The sequence below is a fragment of the Frigoribacterium faeni genome, assembly GCF_011761235.1.
Classification (GTDB): domain Bacteria; phylum Actinomycetota; class Actinomycetes; order Actinomycetales; family Microbacteriaceae; genus Frigoribacterium; species Frigoribacterium faeni_A.
This window is the reverse complement of the sequence record NZ_JAAOYW010000002.1, coordinates 140,469-161,326: the sequence shown is the minus strand read 5'-3', so window position 1 is coordinate 161,326 and position 20,858 is coordinate 140,469. Positions and strand designations below refer to the sequence as shown.

At 76.4% G+C, this 20,858-nt stretch carries 18 protein-coding genes; 3 read left to right on the top strand and 15 right to left on the bottom strand.

Going from position 1 to position 20,858, the window contains the following annotated elements:
* Nucleotides 1-13 precede the first annotated feature (13 nt).
* Nucleotides 14-580 carry a hypothetical protein gene (locus FHR78_RS07195; protein WP_166759861.1) on the top strand — a complete coding sequence of 189 codons (567 nt, stop codon included), beginning with the start codon at nucleotides 14-16 and terminating at the stop codon, nucleotides 578-580.
* 13 nt (nucleotides 581-593) lie between these two features.
* Entirely contained in the window at nucleotides 594-1,532 is a 939-nt protein-coding gene (locus FHR78_RS07190) for a 4-(cytidine 5'-diphospho)-2-C-methyl-D-erythritol kinase (protein WP_166759860.1), read from the top strand.
* A 73-nt stretch (nucleotides 1,533-1,605) separates the two neighbouring features.
* On the opposite strand, the gene FHR78_RS07185 is transcribed toward FHR78_RS07190, so the two are convergent.
* Complete coding sequence (locus FHR78_RS07185) at nucleotides 1,606-3,297, bottom strand: glycosyltransferase family 39 protein (RefSeq protein WP_166759859.1); 1,692 nt, start codon at nucleotides 3,295-3,297, stop codon at nucleotides 1,606-1,608.
* On the opposite strand from FHR78_RS07185, the gene FHR78_RS07180 reads away from it, so the two are divergent.
* Nucleotides 3,296-4,546: a ThiF family adenylyltransferase gene (locus tag FHR78_RS07180; RefSeq protein ID WP_166759858.1), complete on the top strand. Its 1,251-nt coding sequence runs from the start codon at nucleotides 3,296-3,298 to the stop codon at nucleotides 4,544-4,546. The genes FHR78_RS07185 and FHR78_RS07180 overlap by 2 nt on opposite strands.
* Nucleotides 4,547-4,641: 95 nt before the next feature.
* Here the strand turns inward: FHR78_RS07180 and FHR78_RS07175 are convergent, their stop codons facing one another.
* The 14 genes from FHR78_RS07175 to pnuC all read right to left on the bottom strand — a co-directional run bounded on the left by FHR78_RS07175 (nucleotide 4,642) and on the right by pnuC (nucleotide 20,805).
* On the bottom strand, nucleotides 4,642-4,911 hold the full coding sequence (locus tag FHR78_RS07175; RefSeq protein WP_347878108.1) for a MoaD/ThiS family protein: 270 nt from the start codon (nucleotides 4,909-4,911) through the stop codon (nucleotides 4,642-4,644).
* A gap of 2 nt (nucleotides 4,912-4,913) precedes the next feature.
* Nucleotides 4,914-6,017, bottom strand: coding sequence for a GTP 3',8-cyclase MoaA (gene moaA / locus FHR78_RS07170; protein WP_166759857.1), 1,104 nt, complete (start codon nucleotides 6,015-6,017; stop codon nucleotides 4,914-4,916).
* Between the two features lie 359 nt (nucleotides 6,018-6,376).
* Nucleotides 6,377-7,843: an NCS2 family permease gene (locus tag FHR78_RS07165; RefSeq protein ID WP_166759856.1), complete on the bottom strand. Its 1,467-nt coding sequence runs from the start codon at nucleotides 7,841-7,843 to the stop codon at nucleotides 6,377-6,379.
* A gap of 58 nt (nucleotides 7,844-7,901) precedes the next feature.
* Nucleotides 7,902-9,485 (bottom strand): biotin carboxylase N-terminal domain-containing protein, encoded by a 1,584-nt coding sequence (locus tag FHR78_RS07160; protein ID WP_166759855.1) that lies wholly within the window; start codon nucleotides 9,483-9,485, stop codon nucleotides 7,902-7,904.
* A complete protein-coding gene (locus FHR78_RS07155) occupies nucleotides 9,482-11,197 on the bottom strand; it encodes a 5-oxoprolinase/urea amidolyase family protein (RefSeq protein WP_166759854.1) in 1,716 nt (571 codons plus the stop codon). The genes FHR78_RS07160 and FHR78_RS07155 overlap by 4 nt, the downstream gene beginning before the upstream one ends.
* On the bottom strand, nucleotides 11,194-12,006 hold the full coding sequence (locus FHR78_RS07150; protein WP_166759853.1) for a LamB/YcsF family protein: 813 nt from the start codon (nucleotides 12,004-12,006) through the stop codon (nucleotides 11,194-11,196). Before FHR78_RS07150 ends, FHR78_RS07155 begins: the two co-directional genes overlap by 4 nt.
* 156 nt (nucleotides 12,007-12,162) lie before the next feature.
* Nucleotides 12,163-12,570 carry a DoxX family protein gene (locus tag FHR78_RS07145; RefSeq protein ID WP_166759852.1) on the bottom strand — a complete coding sequence of 136 codons (408 nt, stop codon included), beginning with the start codon at nucleotides 12,568-12,570 and terminating at the stop codon, nucleotides 12,163-12,165.
* A 47-nt stretch (nucleotides 12,571-12,617) separates the two neighbouring features.
* Nucleotides 12,618-14,045: an AMP-binding protein gene (locus FHR78_RS07140; RefSeq protein ID WP_166759851.1), complete on the bottom strand. Its 1,428-nt coding sequence runs from the start codon at nucleotides 14,043-14,045 to the stop codon at nucleotides 12,618-12,620.
* Nucleotides 14,046-14,049: 4 nt separating this feature from the next.
* Nucleotides 14,050-14,718 (bottom strand): phosphohydrolase, encoded by a 669-nt coding sequence (locus FHR78_RS07135; protein WP_166759850.1) that lies wholly within the window; start codon nucleotides 14,716-14,718, stop codon nucleotides 14,050-14,052.
* Complete coding sequence (locus tag FHR78_RS07130) at nucleotides 14,708-16,732, bottom strand: vWA domain-containing protein (RefSeq protein WP_347878107.1); 2,025 nt, start codon at nucleotides 16,730-16,732, stop codon at nucleotides 14,708-14,710. Before FHR78_RS07130 ends, FHR78_RS07135 begins: the two co-directional genes overlap by 11 nt.
* Nucleotides 16,733-16,761: 29 nt before the next feature.
* A complete protein-coding gene (locus FHR78_RS07125) occupies nucleotides 16,762-17,505 on the bottom strand; it encodes a potassium transporter Kef (protein WP_166759849.1) in 744 nt (247 codons plus the stop codon).
* Nucleotides 17,502-19,076: an AAA family ATPase gene (locus tag FHR78_RS07120; protein WP_166759848.1), complete on the bottom strand. Its 1,575-nt coding sequence runs from the start codon at nucleotides 19,074-19,076 to the stop codon at nucleotides 17,502-17,504. The genes FHR78_RS07125 and FHR78_RS07120 overlap by 4 nt, the downstream gene beginning before the upstream one ends.
* A gap of 9 nt (nucleotides 19,077-19,085) precedes the next feature.
* Nucleotides 19,086-20,174, bottom strand: a complete 1,089-nt coding sequence (locus tag FHR78_RS07115) for an AAA family ATPase (protein WP_166759847.1) — start codon at nucleotides 20,172-20,174, stop codon at nucleotides 19,086-19,088.
* Between the two features lies 1 nt (nucleotide 20,175).
* Nucleotides 20,176-20,805 carry a nicotinamide riboside transporter PnuC gene (gene pnuC / locus FHR78_RS07110; RefSeq protein ID WP_208393031.1) on the bottom strand — a complete coding sequence of 210 codons (630 nt, stop codon included), beginning with the start codon at nucleotides 20,803-20,805 and terminating at the stop codon, nucleotides 20,176-20,178.
* Nucleotides 20,806-20,858: the final 53 nt, after the last annotated feature.

The following is a 20,858-nucleotide window of genomic DNA, read 5'->3' as shown; positions in this document are numbered from 1 at the left end:
CCGGGCCGACCTCGTGAGCAGCTCGGGCACCGGTGGCGACGACCGCCGGAGGCGCCCCACGATCAGCGACGCCCGTCTCGCCTCGGGCACGGGGCGCAGCAGCGAGCAGTGGTTCGCGTTGCTCGACGGAGCGGACGCGACGCGGCTGTCCCACACGCAGATCGCGCGCATCCTCGTCGACGAGCACGAGGTGCCCGGCTGGTGGGCCCAGTCGATCACCGTGCGGTACGAACAGGCCCGCGGGATGCGCCTGCCGGGGCAGCAGGCCGACGGCACGTTCTCGGTGTCGGTCAGCCGGAGCCTCCGCGGCGGGCCGCTCGAGCTGCTCGACCTCGGCGTCGAGCGCTTCGCCGAGTTCGCCGGCGGGGCGCCCGAGGCGACCAGTCGATCGGCCGCGCACCCGACCGCCCGTTGGCGGCTCGAGGGCGAGGTGCTCCTGCAGCTGACGGTCTCGCCGGGCACGGGCGGCAAGTGCAGCGTCAGCCTCACGCAGAGCCGTCTCCGGCTGCCCGAACGGGTCGAGCCGGCCCGCGAGGCGATGACCCGGGCTTTCCGGGTCATGGGCGACCGGCAGAACTGACTAGGTTGGGAGCATGAGCTCCGTGGCCGGCCCGACCGTGGTCCACACCCGTGCCCCGGGCAAGATCAACGTGTTCCTCGCCGTGGGCGACCTGCAGGACGACGGGTACCACGAGCTCGCCACGGCCTACCAGGCGGTGTCCCTCTACGAAGACGTGCGGGCGCGCCGGTCCGACGACTTCACCGTCCGCGTGACCGCCGGCCCCGGCGTCGACGTGTCGGGGGTGCCGACCGACGAGAGCAACCTCGCGGTGCGCGCCGCCCGCCTCCTCGCGACGACCACCGGGTACCGGGGCGGCGTCGACCTCAGCATCGAGAAGGCCGTGCCCGTCGCGGGCGGCATGGGCGGCGGCTCGGCCGACGCGGCGGCCACCCTACTCGCCTGCGACGCCCTGTGGGGCACGGGCCTCGGCCGCGACGACCTGCTCAAGCTCTCGGCCGAGCTGGGCGCCGACGTCCCGTTCGCCTTCGCGGGCGGCACGGCCGTCGGCACCGGGCGGGGCGACGAGCTCAGCCCGGCCCTCGCCAAGGGGCAGTTCCAGTGGGTGCTCGCCCTCGCCGACTTCGGCCTGTCGACCCCGACGGTCTACCGCGAGCTCGACGAGCACCGGCTGCGCCACTCGAGCGACATCTCGACCGTGCGCCAGCCGGTCGTCGACACGGGCGTGCTCCAGGCGCTGCGCGCCGGCGACGCCGAGCTGCTGGCCGACGTCATGCACAACGACCTGCAGGCCCCCGCCCTGCACCTCGAGCCGGGCCTCGCCCGCGTGCTCGAGCTCGGCGAGGGCAACGGTGCGCTGGCCGGGATCGTGTCGGGCTCGGGGCCGACGGTGGCGTTCCTCGCCCCCGACCTCGACGGGGCGCTCGAGCTGCAGATCGCCCTGAGCGCCGCCCGGCTCACGGTCGTGCGGGCCACGGGGCCGGTGCCCGGCGCTCGCGTCGTCACCGACTAGGCACCCGCAAGGCGCAAGGCGCACGGCGCACGAGGCGCGACGCACGACGCACCACGCGCGACGGGCGCCGCCCTCAGCGCACGAACTTCAGCACGTTGGTGCGCGTCAGGCCCCACTCCTGGTCGAGCGTGAAGCCGACCGACCCGAGCTGCTCGGTCACCCGCGGTCGCCAGTCCTGCTTGTCGCTCGTGATCAGCCAGACGACGTCGAGGTCGTCGGTGCGGTCGAGCACGTCGCCGAGCGGGTACTGGGTCTCCCAGAGGCCGTCGGTCTCGGCGCCGGGCGTCTCGAGCGTGAAGTCGGACATGCCCCGGAACGCCTCGGGGTAGGTGTCCTGGATGACGCGCGACGTCGCCTTGGGGTGGCGCCGCACGGGGCCGAAGACGACGCCCTCACGGGTGCCGGGCGCCTCCTCGGCTCGCTCGCCGGCGACGAGATCGGCGACCTGGTCCCACGCGGCCGAGTCCTTGGCCTCCGGCTGCCGTTGGTCGACGTACGACGGCGACGTGAGCACCACGGCGACGAGCAGCACGAGGGCGATGACGCGGCGCCACGGGATCGCGGCGACCGACACGGCCATCGTCATCGCGATGGCGGGCGTGCCGAAGGTGAGGTACCGCGGCGAGTACAGCGGGTCGACGACCAGCGAGACGCCGACGAGCCCGACGGTCGGCACGATCATCCACGGCAGCACGACCTCGGCGAAGCCTCGGGCCGCGGGCACGAGCCGCAGCGCCAGCACCACCAGGGTCGCGCCGGCGCAGACGAGCGCGAAGACGGCGAAGTTCTCGTTGCCGGTGAACCACTGGGTGACGAGCACGCCGCGCAGGGTGCTGAAGCTCGGCCGCTCGATCCAGCTGACCTGGCTGTTCTGCGACGCGATGAACCAGGCGAGCGGCAGGCTGGCCAGCCCGGCCACGCCGGCGCCGGCGAACCAGCCCAGCAGGGCACGGCGCGACGAGCGCACCGAGGTGCTGCCCGCGGCGGGCACGACCGCGACGGCGCCCGTGCGGGCCCACTCGTCGACGACGGCGCGCTCGGCGGCGTGGTCGCGTCGGTCGCGCAGCACCCGGACGAGCATGGTCAGCGCGTGCCCGACGACGAGCAGCGCGATGTACAGGAAGAACGCGCAGGCCACGACGGCCAGCACGGCGTAGCCGACCCACCAGAGCGTGATCGACCGGCGGGTGCGCGCGTGGCCGTCCTCGGCGGTGCGCCGCGCCGCGACGACGAGCACGAGGGTGAGGGCGACGGCGAACAGGGCCGAGAGGGCGTACGAGCGGCCCTCGCCGCCCATCCACGTCACGCGCGGCAGCACGGTGAACAGCAGGCCCGCGACGACCGCGGTGCGCCGGTCGACCAGGATGCGCGTGAGCGACACGGTGAGCCCGGCGGCGACGCCGGTGGCCAGGGCGCTCGGCACGCGCAGCGAGGTGGGCGAGTAGGGGAACACGTCGAACCACAGGTGCATGAACGCGTAGTAGGCGGCGTGGACGAGATCGACGGTGTGGATCATGGCCCAGAGCTGGCCCCAGGTGCGGGTCGCCGAGACGACCGTGGCGGCCTCGTCGTACCAGACCGACGGCACCCAGAGGAACGCGCCGGAGACGACCGTCGCGAGCACGCCGATCAGCACCGCGTCGGTGTGGCGACCGTGGAGGAGGCGCCCCCACGGCCCCCGCGTCGGCGGCTGCTCGGGCCCCGGGGCGCGGGTTACTGTGGGCGGGGTCGCGTCGTCCGCGGCCCGTCTCAGGAGGTCTGCCATGTCGTCACTGCCCCCTCTCGTCTCGGTCGCGTCGGGCACGTCGGGGCCGGCGGCCGGCGACGAGACCGACGAGCGCTGGTCGCGCACCGTGCGGCTGCCGGGCTTCGGGCTGACGGCCCAGGCCCGACTGCGCGCGGCTCGCGTGCTGGTCGTCGGCGCCGGCGGTCTGGGATCGCCGACTGTCCAATATCTCGCAGCCTCGGGTGTGGGGACGCTGGGAGTCGTCGACGACGACGTCGTCGACCGGTCGAACCTGCAGCGCCAGGTGCTGTTCTCGCCGGGCGACGTCGGCCTGCCGAAGGCCCGGATCGCCGCCGAGCGCGTGCGCGCCACGGCCCCCGACACGCACGTCGTCGTGCACCCCGTGCGGCTGACCGCCGAGACCGCGGGGCTGCTCGACGGCTGGGACGTCGTCGTCGACGGCAGCGACTCGTTCGACACCTGCTACGTCGTGGCCGACGAGGCCGCCGCCCGCGGCCTGCCCGTCGTCTGGGGCAGCGTGGCGAGGCTCGACGGCCAGGTGAGCGTCTTCTGGGACGCCGCCCCCGACGGCCGTGCCGTCGACTACCGCGACCTGCACCCGTCCGCCCCGGCCGGCGGCTGGGACGAGTCGTGCGCCGACGTCGGCGTGCTCGGGCCGCTCTGCGGCACCGTCGGCTCGGTGATGGCCAGCGAGGTCGTCAAGCTCGTGACGGGCGTCGGCGAGCCCCTGCTGGGCCGCGTCGTGACGATCGACGCGGGCGCGGCCACCTGGCGCGAGAGCCGCCTCCGCCGGGCGCCGCACCGTGCCGCCGAGCGGGCGGCGGCCAACGCCTCCCGCACCGCGACCGCCGGCGCCGGGTCGTCCGTGCCCGGTGCCGACACCGAGGAGGCGCGGGCCGGCCAGGCGACGCCGCCCGCGACCGCGGCCCCCGGCACCCGCAGCCCGGACGTCTCGGTCGACGACCTCGTCGAGCTCCTCGCGGCCCGGGACGCGGGCGAGGCGGCCTTCACCCTGCTCGACGTCCGCGAGCCCGACGAGCACGCCTTCGCGCACCTGCCCGGCGACGTGCTCGCGGCGGGCCTGGGCGTCCGCACCCGGCAGCGCCCCGAGCTCGACCCGGGGCTCCCCGTCATCGCGTACTGCGCCCGCGGGCCGAGGGCGCGGGCGGCGGCCGAGCTGCTCGTCGCCGACGGCTACGACGTGGCCGTGCTCGACGGGGGCATGCTCGCCTGGCAGCTGCGCGCCTCCTCGGCCGCCCGCGCCTGACGCGCGCCCGCGCCTGACGCGCGCCCGTCCGGCGCCGTCCGTCCGGCGCCGCTAGGCCGCCCGACCCGGCGCCGCCCGACCCGGCGCAGTCCGGCTCAGCCGCCGGCGAACGGCGGCATGACGTCGACGACGTCGCCGTCGGCCACGACCTGCTCGCGGTCGCGGGTGGTCACCCCGTCGACGAGGAACGAGCAGCGCAGCAGCACGTCGCGCCAGTCGGCCGCCGACGTGCCCTCGACCGGGCGCACCTCGGTCAGCAGCCGTCCGATGGTCGGCGACTCCGACGCCGGCACCTCGACGACCTGCTCGTCGCGCCCGACGGCGGCCCGGGCGGCGGCGAAGAACCTCAGGGTGGTGCGGGTCACGGTCAGCCTCCGATGGCGCTCATGGTGCGGACGGGCTGCACGAAGTCGTCGCGGTCGATGCCGTGCGAGGCGGGCTTCGCCCACATGGCCCCGCGCCAGAGATCGGCGAGCTCGGCGTCGCTCGCCCCGGCGCGCAGCGGGTCGCGCAGGCCGGTCTCGGCGTCGCCGAAGAGGCAGCTGCGCACGCCTCCCTCGGCGGTGAGGCGGGTGCGCCGGCAGTCGCCGCAGAACGGCTCGCTGACCGACGCGATGATGCCGACCGTGCCCGCGAGCCCGGCCTCGGCGCCCAGGCCGACCGCGTCGAAGCGCTCGGCGGGCGCGCCGTCCCTCGGAGCGGCGTGCGGGCTCAGCACGAAGCGCTCGGCGAGCCTGCCCCGGATGTCGTCGGCCGTCACGAAGGAGGCGCGGTGCCAGGTCCGGTCCGCGTCGAGGGGCATCTGCTCGATGAAGCGCAGCTCGTGGCCCCTCTCGAGCGACCAGGCCAGCAGGTCGGCCGCCTCGTGGTCGTTGACCCCGGGCAGCAGCACCGCGTTGATCTTGATCGGGGTCAGCCCGGCCGCCGCGGCGGCGTCGACGCCGGCGAGCACCTTGTCGAGGAACGGCCGGCGGGTCAGCGTCTCGAAGGTCTCGGCGTGCAGCGAGTCGAGCGACACGTTGATGCGGTCGAGCCCGGCGTCGGCGAGGGCGCCCGCGCGCTGCGCGAGGCCGATCGCGTTGGTGGTCAGCGAGATGTCGGGGCGCGGCTCGAGCGCGGCGACGCGGCGCACGATGTCGACGAGGTCGGCGCGGAGCAGCGGCTCGCCGCCCGTGAAGCGCACCTGGCGCACGCCGAGGTCGCGCACGCCGACGCCCACCAGCCGGACGATCTCGTCGGCGCTGAGCGCCTGGTCCTTCGGCAGCCAGGGCAGGCCGTCGGCGGGCATGCAGTAGGTGCAGCGCAGGTTGCAGCGGTCGGTGAGCGACACGCGCAGGTCGGTCGCGGTGCGGCCAAAGCGGTCGAGCAGGCCGGGGGCCGAGTCGGCGGCGGGCCGGGCGGGCAGGGCGGCGCCCGCGTCGCCCGCGGCGAGGCGCCGGGGGATCGTGGGGAGACCGAGCGAGACCGTCATCCCCCTGAGAGTAGGCGACCGCGCCGTGCGCCGCAGGTGCACCGCGGCTCGCGCCGCAGCCCACGGCGCGGCCCGGCCCCGGGCGGGAGGCCGCCGCGCACCCCCGAGTGGGGGGGGGGGGGGGGCGCCGGCGCGGGGGGGGGGGGGGGCCCCGGGGGGGGGGGGGGGGGGGGGCCCGCCCCCCCCCCCCCCCCCCCCCCCGCGGGGGGGGGGGGGGGGGGCGCCCCCCCCCCCGGGGGGGGGGGGGCCCCCCCCCCCCCCGGGGCCCGCCCCCCCCCCCCCCGGGGGGGCCCCCCCCCCACTTCGGGGTGTCTCGCGGGCGCGGAGGCGCGGGGCGGCGCGCGCGCGGCGCGGGGGCGTCAGCCGATGAGCGACTCGATCGGGCCGCGCACGAAGTAGACCAGGAAGCCGACGGCGACGATCCACAGCAGCGGGCTGATCTCGCGGACCTTGCCCGAGAACGCGCGGACGACGACCCAGGTGACGAAGCCGACGCCGATGCCGTTGGCGATCGAGTAGGTCAGCGGCATGACGATGATCGTGAGGAACACGGGCAGGGCGACGGAGAAGTCGGTCCAGTCGATGTCCTTGATCTGCGACACCATCAGCGCGCCGACGATGACGAGGGCCGCGGCGGCGACCTCGAGCGGCACCACCTGCGTGAGCGGCGTGAAGAACATGGCGAGCACGAAGAGCAGGCCGGTGACGACCGACGCGAACCCGGTGCGCGCGCCCTCGCCGACGCCCGACGCGGACTCGACGAAGACGGTGTTCGACGACGAGCTGGTCGCGCCGCCGGCGATCGCGCCGATGCCCTCGACGACGAGCGCCGAGCGCAGGCGGGGGAACGTGCCGTCCGGCGCGGCGACGTCCGCCGCCTTGGCGAGGCCGGTCATGGTGCCCATGGCGTCGAAGAAGTTCGTGAAGACCAGGGTGAAGACGAGCATGACGGCCGACAGGACGCCGATGCGCGCGAAGGCACCGAAGCTGATGTCGCCGATCAGCGACAGGTCGGGCAGCGCCACGATCTGCGTCGGCATCACCGGGGCGTTGAGGTTCCAGTCGTCGAGGTTCTGGCCGTTCGAGGTCGGCACCTGGAAGATCGCCTGCAGCACGATCGCGACGACCGTCGACGCGACGATGCCGATGAAGATCGCGCCGCGCACCCGGCGGGCCATCAGCACGCCGATGACGACGAGCCCGATGACGAAGGTGATGGTGGGGAGCGTGCTGATCGACCCGCCGTCGCCGAGCTGCACGGGCGGCGACGAGGCGCCGCTCGTGCGCACGAAGCCCGAGTCCACGAGGCCGATGAACGCGATGAACAGGCCGATGCCGACCGTGATCGCCGTCTTGAGCGCGGCGGGGACGGCGCTGAAGATCATGCTGCGCAGGCCGGTCACGGCGAGGATGGTGATGACGAGGCCGTTGATGACGACGAGGCCCATGGCCTCGGGCCAGGTGACGTCCTGCACGACGGTCACGGCGAGGAACGAGTTGATGCCGAGCCCGGCCGCGAAGGCGAACGGGAGGCGCGCGACCGTCCCGAAGAGGATCGTCATGACCCCGGCGGTGAGGGCCGTCACCGCGCCGACCTGGCTGTTCTGCAGCCACCCGCCCAGGACGTCCTTCGCGGCCTGGTCCTCGCTGAAGCCGCCCAGGATCAGGGGGTTGAGGATGACGATGTACGCCATGGTGACGAAGGTGACGACGCCGCCGCGGATCTCGCGGGCCCAGCTCGAGCCCCGCCCGCTGATCTCGAAGTAGCGGTCGAGGGCGCCGGCCACGCCGGGACGGCGGGCGTCGGTGGAGACGGGGGTGGTCATGGGGGCTCCCGAGGAGTAGGCGGCGAGGAGGGCGCGCGACTCTGGGCGCACTCTCAGCTTACGACGCGGAGGGACCGCCACCTGCCCCGTCGTGGACATCCGTCGCGACCACGGCCGCGACGACGCCGGCCACCACCGTCGCCGCCGGGAGGGGGCCGACGTCCGCCTCGTCGTCGCCGACGTCCGCCGTCGGCAGCACGACCGGCACGAGACGGCCGTCGACGACGACCCAGCTGCGCCGGGAGGCCAGCCCGGCCGCCGCCTCCGGGGTGCCGACCGCGAGGGCGTCCAGCCACTCGCACTCGGTCTCGATCCAGCGGGTGTGCACCCGGGGCTCTCCGTCGTCGCCGCCGGCGAAGGCCGGGTCGTCGACGAGGAGGCGGTGGAAGCCCGCCGTGCTCGCCGGCCCCTCGACGACGAGGTCGCCCAGCGCCCGCCGTGCCCGGGCCAGGGCGGCGGCGCGGTCGCGACCCGTCACCACCACGGAGAGCAGGAGCGAGTCGCGCCCCGCGGCGACCGCCGACCCGGCGACGACGCCGGAGTCGACGCGGACGCCGGGGCCGCCGGGCAGCTCGAGACGGGTGACCGTGGCCGGCGCGGGCAGGAACCCCCGGCCCGGGTCCTCTGCCGTGACGCGGAAGGACAGCGTGTGGCCGCGGCTCTCGGGCACGTCCGCGAGGTCGAGGCCCCGGCCGTCGGCCACGAGCAGCTGCTGCCGGACCAGGTCGACCCCCGTCGCCTGCTCGGTGGCGACGTGCTCGAGGGGCAGCGCCGTGCCCACCTCGAGGAACGACACCTGGCCGGCCCGCGACACGAGGAACTCGACCGTGCCCGCTCCTCGGTACGACACCGCCGACCCGAGGGCGACCGAGGTCGACGTGACGACCTCGAGCTGCTCGTCGGTGAGGTGGACCGCGGGCGCCTCGCCGACGAGCTTCTGGTGGCGACGCTGCACCGAGCACTCCCGGGTGCCGACGACGACCACGCCGCCCTCGCCGTCGCCGAGCAGCTGCGCCTCGACGTGGCGGGGGCGGTCGAGGTACTGCTCGACGAAGACCTCGCCCCGCCCGAAGACGGCCGCGGACTCGCGGACGGCGCTGTCGAGCAGGTCGGCGACCTCGTCGAGCCGCCGGGCCACCCGCAGCCCGAGGCCGCCCCCGCCGTGGGCCGCCTTGAGCGCGATGGGCAGGCCGTGCCGCTGCGCGAAGGCGACCGCCTCGTCGGCGGACGCGATCGGCTCGGAGGTGCCGACGACGAGGGGCGCCCCGACCGAGTCGGCGAGGGCGCGGGCGGAGACCTTGTCGCCGAGCAGCTCCATCGTCTCGGGGTCGGGCCCGACCCAGGTCAGGCCGGCGGCCAGCACGCGCCGGGCGAACTCGGCGTTCTCGCTCAGGGGCCCGCACCCCGGGTGCACCGCGTCGGCCCCGCTGCGCTCGGCGACGTCGAGCAGCGCCTGCATGTCGCGGTAGGCGTCGGTGCCCGGCTGCTCGTCGAGCGCCCACGCCTCGTCCGCGGCGCGCACGTGCAGGGCGTCGACGTCGTCGGGCGCGAAGACGGCCACGGTGGCCAGGTCGAGGTCGGCCGCCGTGCGCGCGACGCGCACCGCGACGAGCCCGCGCTCGGCGATCAGGAGCTTCTTCACTGCTCGACCCCGCGCTCGTCGGCGGCGCGCTCGTCGACGCGGGCGTCGCGCCGCCCGCCCCGCCGGCCCGCGCCGAGGTCGGGCCCGGGGACGACGCGGAAGCGCACGCTGGCGCCGACCGGCACCTGGGCCGCGCGGTCGAGCTGGTCGCCGACCACGCAGGCGACGACCGGGTAGCCGCCCGTCACCGGGTGGTCGGCCATGAAGAGCACGGGCTGGCCGTCCGGCGGCACCTGCAGGGCGCCCGACACGGTCGCCTCGCTCGGCAGCTCGTGCTCGACGGCACGGTCGAGCGGCTGCTCGCCCTCGAGCCGGAGGCCGATGCGGTTCGACTGGGCGGTGACGGTGAAGCGCTGTCCCGTGAGCCGCTCCAGCGCCTCGGGCGTGAACCAGTCGTCGCGCGGGCCGAGCACGACGTCGAGCAGCGTCACCTCGTCGGGCGCCGAGACCGAGCGCTGGACGTGGGGAGCCGCCGCCGCGACGCTCTCGGACCACGCGCGTCCGACGCCGAGCTCGTCGCCGGCCTCGAGGCGCGCCGGGCCGATGCGGGCCAGCACGTCGCCCGAGGCGCTGTCGAGCACGGTCTCGGCCTCCCAGCCGCCGCGCACCGCGAGGTACGAGTAGACGCCCCGAGGAGGCGCCCCCACGACGAGCACGTCGCCGTCGTCGAGCGCGAAGGCCGCCCCCGGGACGGCGGTCCGCACGCCGTGGGCGCCCTGGATCACGAGCGGCACCGGGGCGCCCGCGACAGCGAGCACCAGGTCGCCGCGCGCCGTGGCCTCGAGGCCGCCGTACGCCATCTCGAGCGCCGGCGAGCCGGTGGCGGCGCCGACGAGGCGGTTCGCCTCGCGGAGCGCCCGGTGGTCCATCGCCCCCGAGCGCGAGACGCCGAGACCCGAGCGGCCGGGCCGCCCCAGGTCCTCCAGGATGCTGTGGGGGCCCGGCGCGGCGACGACGAGGGCGCGCTCGGGACGCGGCGGGGGCGGCGCCGACGGGCCCTCGGCCGGGACGACGGCCTCGCTCGCGGGGACGCCGCCGACCGCCTCGGCGGGGTCGTGCCCGGCCGTGTCGACGAAGCGCACCCGCATGCCCGGCTGCAGCAGTGCCGGCACGCGCTCGGCGAGGTCCCACATCGGCACGTCGGTCCGCCCGACGAGGTGCCAGCCGCCGGGGCTCTCGCGCGGGTAGACGCCGGTGAACTCCCCCGCCACGGCCACGGCGCCCGTGGGCACGGTCGTCCGCGGCGTCGCACGGCGCGGCACGGCCAGGGCCGGGTCGCCTCCCGTGAGGTACGCGAAGCCGGGCGCGAAGCCGGTGAAGGCGACCGAGTAGGTCGCGGCCGAGTGGCGCTCGACGACCTCGGCGACGCTCAGTCCGCTGAGACGGGCGACCTCGTCGAGGTCGTCGCCGTCGTAGGTGACCGGGATCTCGACGAGCCGGCCCTCCGTCGCCGCGTCGCGCGAGCTCGGCAGCGAGCGGATGACGCTCATCAGCGACGCGATCGGCAGCAGGGTGGGCAGGAACCGGACGGCCACGCTGCGCGCCGCGGGAACGACGTCGAGGATGCCCGCGACGGGCTGCGCGAGCAGGGCGCCGAAGAGGGCGAGCGACTCGTCCAGCCCGTCCGTCTCGATCAGCACGCCGTCGGTGCCGAGCGGCAGCACGCGGAGGTGGGCGAGGGCGGCCCCGAGGTCGACGTCCTGCCCGGTCACCGCGATGCCGTCCCGGTGTCGGCGACGCCCTGCGGGCCCGTCACGAACGCACGGGGCGCGACCCCCGCCTCCTCGAGCGCGGAGCGCACGCCGACGGCGATCGCCACGGCGTCCGGGCTGTCGCCGTGCACGCAGACGGTGTCGACCACCAGCTCGACGACGGTGCCGTCGACGGCGACCACGGAGCCCGTCTCGACGAGCCGGAGGACGCGGTCGCGGATCTCGCCCGCGTCGTGCAGCACCGCTCCCGGGAGGCTGCGGGGCGCGAGGGCCCCGGAGGCGTCGTAGGCGCGGTCGGCGAAGGCCTCGGCCACGACGTGCAGCCCCTCGGCCTCGGCCCGGCGCAGGAACGCGGACCCGGCCAGGCCGACGACGGGCAGGGACGGGTCGACGCGCAGCACTCCCTCGACGAGGGCGCCCGCGTGGACGGCGCCGCGCCCGTCGGCGTCGGCCACGACCGAGTAGAGCGCCCCGTGCGGCTTGACGTAGCGCACGGCTCCCCCGACGGCCCGGGTCAGCCCGGTCAGCGCGCCGACCTGCCAGACCACGTCGGCGACGAGCTCGTCGTGGGACGCGTCGACGTAGCGACGCCCGAAGCCGACGAGGTCGCGGTACGAGACGTGGGCGCCGACGACGACGCCCCGGCGGTGCGCCGCGTCGACCACCCGCAGCAGGCCCGCGGGGTCGCCCGCGTGGAACCCGCAGGCGACGTTCGCGCTCGTCACCACGTCGAGCAGGGCGTCGTCGTCGCCGAGCTGCCAGCGGCCGAAGCCCTCGCCGAGGTCGGCGTTGAGGTCGATCGTGGTCATGCGGGGCCTCCCCTCGGCCGGGTCGTGCGTCGGACCCCGCGACGCGTCGTGCGTCGTCGTGGTCGCTCGTGGTCGGGCCGGTCGGGCCGCCGCCGGGCGGCGGCCGTCACGCGGTCGATCGTCCACGGTACCGGCACCGACCGGGGAGGACGCCGGTCAGGAGGCGCGACCCACCCGGAGGGCGGCCGCGACGAGCGGCACCTGCAGCGGCAGGCGGGCCGCCGTGACGACCCGGCGCGCCGTCCCGGCCCGGCCGCTGCCGAGCGCGCGGAGGGCCATCGAGACGTTCGCGGGGAACACCGCGACGAAGAGCGCCGCCGCGAGCAGGCCGCCCGCCCGCCGTGTCGCGGTCGAAGCGAGCGCCCCCGCCACGACGACCTCGGCGAGGCCCGAGCTCGTCGTCCAGAACCGGGCGGGGCCGGGCATGCTGCGCGGCACGACGGCGTCGTAGACCGCGGGGCGCGCGAGGTGCAGCACGCCGGAGACCCCGCAGGCCGCGGCGAGCAGGAGGGCGGTGCGGCGGTCGGTGCCCCGGGGTGCGGGGCGAGTGCGTCGGGGGCTCATGCGGTCCATCCTGCCTGCTCGCGCCTCCTCGGCCACGACCCGGCGGGTCAGCTCGCCGTCGCCTCCGACACGTAGCGTCGCGGCTTGCCCTCGCCGAGGTCGAGCAGCGTGGGCACCCGGCGCACGTCGACCAGGCGCCCGAGCATCGCCCCGAGGCGCGACCGGACCATCTCGGCGTCGCCGCCGACGACGACGGCCCGCACCGCGCCTCGGCGGTCCTGGTGCACCGACCAGCCCCGGCACCGGGCGGCCTGCAGGTGCTGGGTGAGGTCGATGCAGGGCACGAGCGAGCCGTCCCCGTGCGCGAAGACCGTGGGGTCGCGGCCCTCGAGGTCGGCCAGCGCGGGCCGGCCGTCGACGTCGACGAGCCGCGCGAAGTCGCCCGTCCGGTAGCGGACGAGGGGCAGCAGCGGGTTCTCGCCGGCCGTCACGACGATCTCGCCCCGCTCCCCCGGGGCGACGGCCGCCCCGGCCGGGTCGACGACCTCGACGACGAGCCGCCGGTCGAGCACGACGTGCGGGCCCCCGTCGGAGCTGACCGCGATCGGCCGGGTCTCGTGCAGCCCGTAGACGTCGATCACCGGGCAGTCGAACGCGGCCTCGAGGTCGGCGCGCAGCGGCGCGGAGAGCGCGGTCGCTCCCGAGAAGAGCGCGAGCGGGCGCAGCAGCCCCGCCAGGTCGGGCTGCAGCAGCTCGGCGAGGCTCGTCGGGCTGCCGCTGACCACCTGGGGCCGCTGGTCGGCGAAGAAGGCCGCCCGCCGGCCCGGCGCGCCCCACTGCCCGGGGTGCAGGTTGACCCTCGCCGTCGTCGCCTGCCCGAAGCCGCTCAGCACCGACGCGTAGGTGAAGGCCTGCCGCTGGTGCACCACGTGGGCGAGCGCCATGCGGTCGGGGTCGGGCCGCCAGTCGACGCCGAGGTCGCGGACGAGCGAGACGTACAGGTGGAACGTGCGCGCCACCTCCTCGACGTGGTCGGGGATCAGCAGGGCACGGCCCGTCGAGCCCGAGCTGCTGCCCTGAACCATGAGGTCGAGGTCCGCGTCGAGCGGGACGAAGGCCGAGACGTCGTCGACGAGGTCGTCGCGGGTCGTGAAGGGCCACTGGTCGAGCCGGTCGAGCGGCAGGTCGCTGCGACGGTAGGCGGGCAGCCGCCTCGCCGTGGCCAGGTGCTCGTCGAGCCAGCCGGCGAGCGGGAGGGGCGTGCGCGAGCGCTCGACGCCCTCGGCCGTGAGGCGGTCGCCGGTGCGGTGCACCCAGGCCGGGGCCGCGGGGTGGTCGCGGAGGCGGAGGAGGCGGTCGCGGCCCTCCGGGGTCAGGGTCGGCCAGCGCTCGTCGTCGGTGAGGGCGACGGAGGTGCCCGGCACGTACTCGTCCAGGTCGAGCGGGTCGGGGGCGTCCGGGTCGGGGGCGCCGGGGCCGGGGGCGCCGGGGTCGAGGGCGGCGGGGTCGGCCGCGCCGGGGGCGTGCGCGGTCACGGCGTCACTCGTGCCCCGGTCGGGCGGCCGCCTCGCGGGCCCGCGCCTCGCGGAGCCGGCGCATCACCTCGAGCCGGTGCTGCTGCTCGGCCAGGGCCTGCGACAGCGACTGGTCGCGGCGCAGCGAGTCGCGCGCCTCGAGCAGGGCCCGGGCCGTGGCCGCGTCCTCGCCGGCGGGCAGCTGCCCGCCCCAGAAGAGCAGCGACCTCGCGGCCTCGTCGCGCCGCTCGGCGTCGGCGAGCCACACCCGGGGGTCGACGACGGGGGCGAGTCGCCAGGCGAGGGCGGCGAGGACGCGATCGGCCGACCGGGTCAGGAGGCGCGGCTCGGCCGGGCCGAGCTCGTCCTGGCTGGCCCAGGTCCAGAGCGCCACGGCCGCCCCGCGCCGGGCGGCGTCGTGCCCGGACTCGTCGATCTCGCCCGCCACGTCCGCCGCCCGCCGGGCGGGCCCGGCCAGCTGGCCCAGCGGGTCGGGCGCGAGGTCGTCGAGGACGTCGCCGACGAGGGACCGCAGCGAGAGCCCGGGCTCGAGGAAGCTGCGGGGCACGGCGGAGAGCCGGCGGGCGACGTCGTCGACGCTCGGACCGGGCACCAGCCGACCCCAGAGGTCCTGCTCGTCGTCGCCCCGGGCCAGCCACCGGCCGAGGGGCGTCGTCGTCTCGTCACTGGCCACGGGTCTCCTCCGGTCGCCGGGGCGGGTCGGTCAGCGCGGCCGCGAGCGCGGCGCAGACGCGGGGCGCGTCGGCCACGCCCGGCAGCACGCGCACGTCGTAGCCCGCGGCGGCGGCCTGCGCGTCGATGCCCGACCTGGTGCCGAGCAGCACCAGGGTGGCTGTGTCGAGCGTCCGGCGCACGCGGGCCGCCACGCCGCCCAGCTCCTCCTGGCCCCGCCCGAACAGGGACTCGAGGCCGTCGTCGGAGAGCACGACGAGGTGCCGTCGCACGGCAGGGTCGAGCCGGGTGCCCGGGTGGCGCGAGGCGAGCAGGTCGAGAGGGAACGTCGTGCCGCCGCCGAAGTACGTCGTGAGGTCGCGCAGCGCCTCGGCCCGGTCGCGGGTGGGCCGGGATCCCCCGGCGACCTGGCCCGGGCCGGAGAACGAGGTGATGCGCACCCGCCCGCCCCCGCGCAGCACGGAGAGCACGAGGATCGTGCCGGCGACCAGCGCGGCGGACCCGGTCTCGGGCGAGGGCATGGACCCCGAGGAGTCGACCCAGAGGTCGAGCTCGATTCCCTCGTCCGGAGGCGGCGGGGCGTCGGCGAGCCGGTCGCGACGGCGGGTGGTGACGCCCGGCACCACGACGGGCGAGCGCGACAGGGTGGCCGTCCAGTCGACGTCGTCGACGTCGTCGCCGAGCTGCCACGACTCGAGGGCGCCGGGGATCGTGTCGTCGGCGGCCGAGCCGACGAGGGCGGGCTGGACGAGCGGTCGCACCCAGCGCCGCGCCTCGGCGAGGTACCAGGCCGCGACGACGCCGTCCCGGTCGGAGCCGCGCCAGAGCCGGAGGGTGTCGGCGAGTCCGTACGCCTGGCCGTCGGAACCGCCCCGAGACCTGCCCAGGGCGTCGCCGAGCCGGACGCCCTCGCCCTCGCCGTCGTCCCCGTCGGACGCCCCGGCCCCGGCGTCGGCGTCCTCGCCGCGCGCCGCGGCGGCCTCCTCGGCGGCGCGACGGGCGGCGGACACCCCGGGGTGCTCCGGCACCGCGCGCAGACGCGGGTCGCCGAGGACCGCCTCCACCTCGGCGGGGGTCGGGGCGCCGTCCGACGCCTGGCCGCCGCATCCTGCGCCCGGCGTCCCGGCCCCCCGGGACGCGCCGGCGCGGAGCCGGTCCTCCTCGCGCGACCTGAGCACGGCGTAGGGGGCGAGCACCGTGCCGGCGGGCAGGGCGCCGCCCACGGGGTCGTCGGCGAAGCGCCGCACCGTGTCGGCCAGCCACTCGGCGTCGAACTCGGGGCTCGGCGTGCGGAGACGCGCGAGCTCGGAGCGGGCGGCCCTCGCGTCGGCCTCCGCCTCGGCCGCCTGCTCGGCGAGGGTGGGCTCGGCGCCCGCCGGGGCCGTCCGCCGGGACGCCGCCGCCGTGCCCGCGGCCCTGTCGGCACGCTGCTGGTCGTCGACCACGTCGGGCGGGGCCACGTCGCAGAACGTGCCGCGGGGCAGCGACCAGACGAGCTCGTGGGCCCGGCGGTAGACCCACCACAGCGCCGGGGACTCGCTGCCGGGGCGGTTGAGCAGGCGCCACAGGGCGACGATGTCGGGCTCCTCGCCCGGCCGCCCCGCGTCGGCGAGGCGGCGCCGCTGCAGCCGTGCGACCCGCGCGTTCACCAGGAGGTCCTCCCACAGGTTGGCGAGCCGCGTCGCCGTCCCGAGATCGGCCTGGCCGCCGCGGCCGTCCGACCACTCGTCGAGGGCCGTGATGGCCCGCGCCATCTGGTGGACCACCTTGAACTCGTCGAGACGCGTGCCGGGGGCGAGCACGTGGTGCCCGATCTCGTGGGCGAAGACGGACCCGAGGTGGTCGGCGCCGCCGGCCGCCTCCAGCAGCGCGAGGTCGACGGACACCTCGCTGGGGAACACGAACCACGCGAACGACGCCTCGCCGGCGCCCTCGACGAGCACGGGGTCGTGCAGGGCGACGCCCCAGAGGTCCAGGGCGTCCTGCCAGGCCTCGAGCTGCCCGGCGGTCGGCACCAGAGGGGCCGTCCGCCGCGCGCGCGTCCTCACGGCGCCGCCACGAGCAGGGCCAGGTAGCTCGACCACCGCAGCACCACGGCCGAGCGCGCCTGCCCGGAGTCGCCCGGACGGCCCCCGCCCGCGGGCACGGCGCCCCCGGCGGGCGCGTCGGGGGTGAGCAGCACGAGCCGGTGGCCGAAGACGTCGGCGTCGAGCCGCCAGAGCTCGCTGCCCCCACGAGGCCCGTCGCCGAGGGGCTCGGGGTCGACCCAGAGGACGTGCGCGCCGGGCTCGTCGAGCGGCGTCGTCCACTGGGGCCGGGCCTGCCACGGCCCGCCGAGGCCGCGGAACCCGCCGACCCGGGCGATCAGGTCGCCGGGCCGACCGGGAGGCCAGGCGAACGGGTCGTCGCGCTGGCCCGACGCGAACGCGTCGAGGTGGGCCGGGTCGAGGCCGAGCGCCGCGGCGGCGGCCTCGGGCGCGGGACGGTCGTCGCCCCCGCCGGCGAGCGCGAGGTCGAGCCGGCGCAGGGCGTCGGCGCGCAGCCCGACGACCCCCGACCGCCAGGCCGCCAGGGCCGACAGGTCGCGGTGGCCGTCCTCCGGCCGCGACGTCGCCCGCTGGGCGGCCAGGGCAGCGCCGAGCACGTGTCGCCACCGGGCGACGTCGCCGCCCCACTCCCCCGTGTTGCGCTCGGCCAGGTCGGCGTCGAGACCCGGTGCGAGACGAGGAGGCGCGCTGCCGTCGACCAGGACCCCGTCGTCGACGACGTGGCCGGCCCACCGCGTCACGACGAGCCGCCCTCGAGCCAGGCGAGGTAACCCGTGTAGCGCTGGTGCGCGTACTTCAGCGCGACCAGGTCGTCGTAGTGGCGACCGTAGAGCTTGCCGGTGCCGGCGATCGACGCGATGCGCGCCTCCACGGCCGTCAGCCGGCGCGACGCCTCGACCCGGTCGACGCCGTCGAGGCCCCGGGCGAGCTGGGCGAGCACCTCGGCCACCGGGTCGTCGCCCTCGAGGCCGAGCGCCGTGAACTGGCGGCAGCTCTGGGCGAAGAGGTCGGCCAGCCAGCTGACCGCGTCGGCGGAGAGCTCGCGGTCGGCGCCCTCGTCGAAGCGCGGGTGCTGCGGGTTCGGCAGCAGCTTGCCGCGCAGGGCGAAGGGCAGCACGGCCGCGACGTCGTCGAGCCCCACCGTCTCGCGGCCCCGGAAGAACGCCATCGCCTTCGCGTAGCCCACCAGGGTCTGCAGCGCTCGGACGGAGAGGCTGTTGACGGTCTGGGCGCCGAGGTCGACGGCGAGGTCGGCCCCCGTGTTCTCGTCGACGACGTCGGGCACGCGGCCGCCCCCGGTCGAGACCGTGTCCTTCGTGCGGTACTCGAAGCGGCGGCCGCCGTGCTGCACGAACTCGAAGTGGCTGGCGAAGAACTCGATCCGGCGGCGGACGGACGCCGGCACCGGCACGGCCCGCACCTCGGCCCGCAGGCGCGCCTGCTCGTCGGGGGTCAGCACCAGCTCGGCGGGCACGTGGTCCTCGGGCTTCTCGCCGGCCTCGACCCGGGCCACGAGCTCGTCGAGGAACCGGCTGTTGAAGCCGAGGGCGGCGACGGTGACGTCCATCCGGTCGCGCAGCGCCTGGATCACGGGGAACGTGCCGCCGCCCCCGTCGTCGTTCGCCGTGAAGAACCAGCTCTCGACGCCGGACGGCGGCGCCGTCCGCCGCACCTGGTCGTGGCTCTCGACGTAGCCCTCGGCGACCATCGTCAGCAGGGCGGACTGGGTCTTCGTGGGGATGCGGTTGTACTCGTCGACGATCTTGACGGGCTCGGTCAGCCAGCCGCGCCAGGCGACCGTGACCTCGTCGAGGCTCGCCGCCTGCACGAGGTCGCGCGGCAGCGGCAGCCCGACCAGGTCGCTGACGGTCATCTGCGGCTGGCCTTGCTGCACGTGCCGACGGACGTCGGCCGGCGTCGACCCGGCGAGCACGCCCATCAGCACGGCGAGCGTCGTCTTGCCGCGGCCCGGCCCGCCGACGAGCAGGCACTTGCCGCCGACCGCGAGCGTCAGCAGGGGCAGCAGCACGTTCGACGAGTACGACTGCTCGGTCGGCAGGTCGAGCGTCGCGCCGGCGTCGCCGAGCGTGAACGACACCGGGCTGCCCGTCGAGAACTCGACGTCGTAGAACGGCGAGATGACCGCCTGGTTGACGAGCCAGTAGTAGGCGCGGCGCAGCTTCTCGTCGAGCGGCTCGGGGCCCGCGGCCGCGCCCTCGGCGAACAGGTCGTCCGCGGTGAGCTCGTGCGGCGGGCCCGGCGCGACCCGACGGGTCGGCGACTGCGACAGACGTTTCCAACGATCCCCCATGGCGCGAGCCTAGCCGCGCGCCGACGGGCCGCGCGGCCCGTCCGCCTGCTCCCGCTGCTCGAGCGGCAGGGCGAAGCGCAGCGCCCCGGCCACCGCCTCCTCGACGGCCGGCAGGACGGCCTCGACCCGTTCGGCGACGCTGCCGCGCACCTCGGTCCAGGGCACCGACTGGCCGTCGAGCACTTCGCGGAACCGCCGGTGCATGTCGTGCCTCAGGTGCTCCCCGTCGCGCAGGCCGTCGTCGACGAACGGGATCTCGTCGCCCGTCAGCACGTAGAGCACCGGCGGGTGCGCGGCCGCCCGGGCCCAGAGCGCGGCCGGCGCCGGGCCGACGTAGCGCTCGTGCCACACGGCCGTGGCGAGCACGTCGGTGTCGCACACCAGCAAGGGGCGGGGCACGAGGCGCCGCGCCGCGTCCTCCCAGCCGATCTGCCGGTCGACGATCAGGTCGAACTCGTCGCTGCGCCACGGCGCGTCGAGGCCGCCCTCGCGCACCTCGCTGTGCAGCCGGCCGTACTCGGGCACCCACGCGGTGCCGAGGCGGTCGGCCAGCGCCTCGGCCAGCGTCGTGGAGCCGGTCGACTCCGCGCCGAGCACGACGACGCGGGGCGTGAGCCACGCCCGCACCGCGGGGGCGAGCGCCCACCAGAGGGCGGCCGGGTCGGCCCGGACGGCGGTGCCCGAGACCGGGTGCAGCACGCGACCGGGGTCGACCTGCACCCAGGAGGCGCCGAGCCGGTCGGCGAGCTCGCTCCCGTACTCGTCGCTCGTGAACACGGCGTCGACGGGGGCGTCGAGCAGGCCCTCGATGACGACCATGTGCTCGGCCCACGCGTCGTCGGAGTCGTAGTCGACCGGGGCGTCGTCGATCGCGGCGACGACGTGCGCGGTCGGGTGCTCCTCGCGCAGCCAGTCGGCGCGCACCTCGAGCGGGATCGACTCGACGCTGGAGCCCAGCACCTGCACGGTCACGCGGCGGCAGCGCTGCAGCGCCGTGCGGACCAGGTGCTGGTGCCCGACGTGCAGCGGGTAGAACTTGCCGAGGACGAGGCCGTGCTCGAAGCGCGGCCCGGGCCCCGGGCCGGCGGAGGCGACCACGTCAGGGAGCCGAGGGGGCCGGCTGGGCGACCCGCGCCTCCTGCGGGTCGACGGCCTGCTGCTGACGGCGCGCGCGGCGCCAGCCGACGAACCCGGTCACGCAGAGGCCGATGAAGAGCAGGTAGAGGGCGCCCGTGATCCAGAGGCCCTTGACGAGGTAGAGGCCGATGTAGGCGACGTCGACGGCGATCCAGACGAACCAGTTCTCGATCCACCGCCGATTGAGCATGTACTGCGCCACGAGGCTGACCGTGGTCGTCGAGGCGTCGGCGACCTGCGTCGTCGAGTCGGTGAAGGCGGTGAGCACCCAGGTGAGCAGGGCGGCTCCGGCCACGGCGGCCAGCAGCAGCGGCAGCCAGGCACGACGCGGCGTGCGGACGACGAGCGCCCGGTGGTCGTCGGCCCGGTGGCGGGCCCAGCCGACCCAGCCCATGACGCCGAGCACGAGGTAGACGACCTGCAGCCCGGCGTCGGCGTAGAGCGCGTGCTCGGCGAACAGCACGAAGAAGACGACGTTGTTCGCGATGCCGATCGGGAACGTCCAGATGTTCCGTCTCGCCGCCAGCAGCACGCAGAGGGCGCCGGTGACGAAGCCGAGCACCTCGCTCCAGTTCTCGATCAACCACCCCATGATGGTCGATCCTAGGGGGCGGCCACGGGCCGGCGAGGACCGGGCAGACCGAT

Excerpts from the sequence above, each read along its gene's own strand:
- FHR78_RS07150 (WP_166759853.1), bottom strand. The coding sequence starts at position 12,006 with ATGACCACGATCGACCTCAACGCCGACCTCGGCGAGGGCTTCGGCCGC.
- moaA (WP_166759857.1), bottom strand. The coding sequence starts at position 6,017 with ATGACGGTCTCGCTCGGTCTCCCCACGATCCCCCGGCGCCTCGCCGCG.
- FHR78_RS07165 (WP_166759856.1), bottom strand. The coding sequence starts at position 7,843 with ATGACCACCCCCGTCTCCACCGACGCCCGCCGTCCCGGCGTGGCCGGC.
- pnuC (WP_208393031.1), bottom strand. The coding sequence starts at position 20,805 with ATGGGGTGGTTGATCGAGAACTGGAGCGAGGTGCTCGGCTTCGTCACC.
- FHR78_RS07145 (WP_166759852.1), bottom strand. The coding sequence starts at position 12,570 with ATGAGCCCCCGACGCACTCGCCCCGCACCCCGGGGCACCGACCGCCGC.
- FHR78_RS07120 (WP_166759848.1), bottom strand. The coding sequence starts at position 19,076 with ATGGGGGATCGTTGGAAACGTCTGTCGCAGTCGCCGACCCGTCGGGTC.
- FHR78_RS07180 (WP_166759858.1), top strand. The coding sequence starts at position 3,296 with ATGTCGTCACTGCCCCCTCTCGTCTCGGTCGCGTCGGGCACGTCGGGG.
- FHR78_RS07190 (WP_166759860.1), top strand. The coding sequence starts at position 594 with ATGAGCTCCGTGGCCGGCCCGACCGTGGTCCACACCCGTGCCCCGGGC.
- FHR78_RS07185 (WP_166759859.1), bottom strand. The coding sequence starts at position 3,297 with ATGGCAGACCTCCTGAGACGGGCCGCGGACGACGCGACCCCGCCCACA.